Below are 3,632 nucleotides of genomic sequence, written 5' to 3'. Positions count from 1 at the left end.
AACCTGCAAAGAAATTTCCTTGCAGGTTTTAAAAGTATGAAAATATAACTCAAATTAATTCCAATCAAATCGGATACCTAAAGAAATGTTGTTTTGATCAATGGCATTATTTTTAAACATTGGGTTTAAATCGTATTTTAAATATAATGATGTTTGTTTGTAACCAACGTAAGCACTTAATCCATAAGTAAAATCATTTACATTAAAATCTGCTTTTGTTCTTTCTTTTATTTTTTTGCCGTCTATTTCATAGCGTAAAAATTGTTTAGAGTTTGTATTTACACCGACAAAACCTCCAATTCCGAAACGAGCCGCTTTATGTGATTTAAATATTTTTTTTCCGTCTTTTTCATTTGTCTTTGAGAAATCAAATTCTAAATGAACAGGAAGTACAAAATATACATTTTTGAAATAAGTTTTATTGTCTTTTAAATCAATTGGATAAGTTGTTAAGACAGTTTGGTCACCAGTGTCTTCAAATATACGATTGTCTGTTGCATGAAGTATGTTGTATTGAAAACCTAAACCATATTTTAAATGTAATAAATTACTATTATTACTTAGACGTGTATTCCATGTTACTCCCCATTCGTAAAAAGTAGAACGTAAATAACCAAAATCGGAATTTGCAATGGCACCATTAGTTACTAAGTTGTTAAAACCAGTAGCAAAAACAAATTGGCTTGTAGTTCTTTTTTCGCCTTTGTTTACAAGTTTAGCTTTTTTTATACTAAAAACATTTTGAGTTGTTACTGTATCATTTTTTGTTTCTAATGTAAGGTTTCCATTTATTAGCTCTCTAAGTTTTTCTTCTTCAGTAGCTATTTTGGTTTCAATGTTTTTAGCTCGCTCTTCGGCAATTTTAGCTTTTGTTTTTTCAGCTTGTTCCTTGGTCATGGTACCATCTTGAACTGCCTTATCGATGGCTTCTACTTCTTCTTTTAGGGCTTTCTTTTCTTCTTGAGCGATAGTTCTGATGTTCTTAGCGATTTCTTTTGCTTGTTGTTCAAAAGATTTAGTTTCTTGGGCTATTAGTTTGGTTGAAATACTCATAATAGCAATGCTGATGTAAAGGATAATTCTTTGCATGATATTTATTTTTTAGTTAAGTGTTTTTGTTTTTTATTCTAAGTTTCTATTGGCATAAGCCGATTTTATTTCTCTAAATTTAGCCAATGTCTTTTCTTTGAACGATTGATTGAGCTCGGTTTCAGCCGTAGAAAGCAAGTCATTAGGGTTTACTTTTAAGGAAGATTTATATCGGTTTTTTGGTTTAGTTTCCTTATTTTGACCATTTACTTCAGCAAGAAGTTCTTCTGGTGTTACATAGTTGTAACTGTTATTTTTTTCAATGAAAGACTCATTATTTGTGGTAATGTTTCTTTTTGTTTGGTTTTCTGCAAATAAAACAGGTTGATTAAGTGACTCTTTTTTTAAATCTCTATTAAATGGAATGCTTTTTTTTATTTGCTCTTTTTTGTTCATTGAAAAATCAGCTAATTCTTTTTGCTCATTTGATATGTTTTTAGAGATTGATATAGTGTTAGTCGGCGAATTTAAATCGGACTCTGTTTTGTGATCTATAACCAATTCTTGTTTTGGTGTAACGGTTTCTATTGCTTTATTTTGTATAAAAAAGAGGCTAATTCCTAAGAAAACGACAAAGGAAGCAGCTATACTTATCCAAAAAAAACTCTTTTTTGGTTTTTTTTCTTCTGTTACTGTTAACATGGCATCTAGTCTATCCCATGAGGCAGCTGATGGATCAAGCGTTCTTTTGTTTAATGCTTCTTTTATTTTGGTTTCAAAATTATTTGGTTCCATGCATGTTTACTTTTAATTGTTTAATTTGGTTTTGCAGCATTTTTCTAGCGTGTGCTAATTGCGATTTTGAAGTGCCTTCACTAATTTGTAAAAGGGTTGCAATTTCTTGATGCTTATAACCTTCAATTACGTATAAATTAAAAACCATTCGGTATCCGTCTGGAAGATTATCAATTAATAATTGTATATCGTCAATTGAAAAATCCTCATTTTCATATGTTTCTTCACTTTCAGTAATTACTATTTCTTCAATTTCAAGATGGTTAAAACTATTTTTTTTTACTCTTAAAAAATCTATGCATTCATGAATCATAATTCTTTTTATCCATCCTTCAAAACTTCCTTTATGTTCAAATTTATTTAGATGCGTGAAGACTTTCATGAATCCAGTAATCATAACATCTTCTGCGTGATGAATGTCCTTGATATATTGTCTACAGATACTTAACATACGAGGAGAAAATTTGGTGTACAATTGATGTTGCGCTTGACGATTATTTTTTATCGCTTGTGCTATCCATTGACTTTCTTCTTGATGTAAGTTAATTACCTTCATGTTATTTGTTAAATTGCCTTCTTTACTTTATAGCTCTTTATTTAAAAGACGAGTTTATTATTAAAAGGGTTGTATGTGATTTTTATTTTTTTGTAAGCAATTAATTTTAAACTCAATTGTCTTTTTTATTTAAGACGTTTTTTGACAGAAAAGGGTTGTATCATCTATAAAAAAAAGGCTATAACATTTCTTGGGTTATAGCCTTTTTAATTTCTATTTAAGATTATTATAAACAATGGAGGAAATATCGCCTATTAAGTTGGACAAGGTTTCATTGTCTTTGCCTTTTGTCATCACTGTTAGTAAATAAGGTTTTTCTTTGATGTAAATAATGGCTGATTCATGAAGTTGTTTCTCGACTTGATTTCCTGATTCTCCAAATTTATGAATTAATTTAGTGTTTTTTGGTAATCCTCGTACAATTCCTTTATTAAATTCAGATTTGCTTAATAAGGATGCTGCAAATTCAGAATCTTCATGAGTTAAGTAAGATGCATTATATAGACATCTCATAAAAAGTGAATATTGTCTAGGTGTAAAATAATAATGACTAGACTTTACATCTGGTACTTCTAAGTTTAAATCAGAAAATAATTTGTTTAAAATTTCTGGTTTTAAATTATTGTTTAATAATGCAGTAGCATTATTGTCTGAATAAACAATCATATATTTTAGTAATTCACGAATAGTGTATTTTTTTCCTAATTCTATTGTTTTCGATTTAAAAGCAACATTTTTATCAATACTAAAAGGAGTTTCGAATTTTATTTCAGTATTTAAAATAGTTGGATTTTCTTCTTTCATTTTCAGATAAGCAATTAAAATAGGAACTTTAAATAAAGAACCAGGCTCATAGAGCATATTTTCATTTACATTCATCCAGGTATTACTTTGATAATCTCTAAGATAAACCGATGCTTCTATAACACCAGACATGGCTTTATAGCTTTCTATTGTTTTAGTAATTTCCTCTTTGGTATTTTCTAGTAATGGGCTTTCACAGCTTTGTTCAACATACAACAAGGGCTCAATATATTTATAACCATGTATTCTTTTCTGTTCAAAATTACAAGCAGAATTACCTAAATTATTGGAGGATTCATTTGATTTAGTAACATATCTTTTGGTTAAAAAGAAAGTAGATACAACTGAAACTAAAATTAAAATGATAAACTACTTAGATAAATTAAAACATACGGATAGTAACAATTTCTTTTTAATGGCTGGCCCGTGTGCTATAGAAGGCGAAGAA

General features: G+C 28.8%; 4 protein-coding genes and 1 pseudogene. 1 reads left to right on the top strand and 4 read right to left on the bottom strand.

What is annotated here, in order from left to right; translation table 11 throughout:
- Window positions 1-54: 54 nt before the first annotated feature.
- The 4 genes from QZ824_RS11065 to QZ824_RS11050 form a co-directional block, all read right to left on the bottom strand.
- Entirely contained in the window at window positions 55-1,089 is a 1,035-nt protein-coding gene (locus QZ824_RS11065; protein ID WP_291276073.1) for a cell envelope integrity protein TolA, read from the bottom strand.
- A gap of 33 nt (window positions 1,090-1,122) precedes the next feature.
- Window positions 1,123-1,824 carry a hypothetical protein gene (locus tag QZ824_RS11060; protein ID WP_291276072.1) on the bottom strand — a complete coding sequence of 234 codons (702 nt, stop codon included), beginning with the start codon at window positions 1,822-1,824 and terminating at the stop codon, window positions 1,123-1,125.
- Window positions 1,811-2,380 carry a sigma-70 family RNA polymerase sigma factor gene (locus QZ824_RS11055; RefSeq protein ID WP_291276071.1) on the bottom strand — a complete coding sequence of 190 codons (570 nt, stop codon included), beginning with the start codon at window positions 2,378-2,380 and terminating at the stop codon, window positions 1,811-1,813. The genes QZ824_RS11060 and QZ824_RS11055 overlap by 14 nt, the downstream gene beginning before the upstream one ends.
- Window positions 2,381-2,593: 213 nt before the next feature.
- Window positions 2,594-3,400 (bottom strand): serine hydrolase, encoded by an 807-nt coding sequence (locus QZ824_RS11050; protein ID WP_291276070.1) that lies wholly within the window; start codon window positions 3,398-3,400, stop codon window positions 2,594-2,596.
- A gap of 145 nt (window positions 3,401-3,545) precedes the next feature.
- On the opposite strand from QZ824_RS11050, the pseudogene QZ824_RS11045 reads away from it, so the two are divergent.
- Window positions 3,546-3,632, top strand: a pseudogene (locus tag QZ824_RS11045) (3-deoxy-8-phosphooctulonate synthase); the annotation flags it as partial.

Origin of the sequence: Flavobacterium sp. (assembly GCF_021151785.1) — a bacterium.
Taxonomy (GTDB): domain Bacteria; phylum Bacteroidota; class Bacteroidia; order Flavobacteriales; family Flavobacteriaceae; genus Flavobacterium.
Note: the sequence above shows the minus strand (reverse complement) of the source record. Positions and strands in the feature narration are given on the sequence as shown.

Coding starts and splice junctions, on each gene's coding strand:
- QZ824_RS11065 (WP_291276073.1), bottom strand. CDS start 1,089: ATGCAAAGAATTATCCTTTACATCAGCATTGCTATTATGAGTATTTCA.
- QZ824_RS11055 (WP_291276071.1), bottom strand. CDS start 2,380: ATGAAGGTAATTAACTTACATCAAGAAGAAAGTCAATGGATAGCACAA.
- QZ824_RS11060 (WP_291276072.1), bottom strand. CDS start 1,824: ATGGAACCAAATAATTTTGAAACCAAAATAAAAGAAGCATTAAACAAA.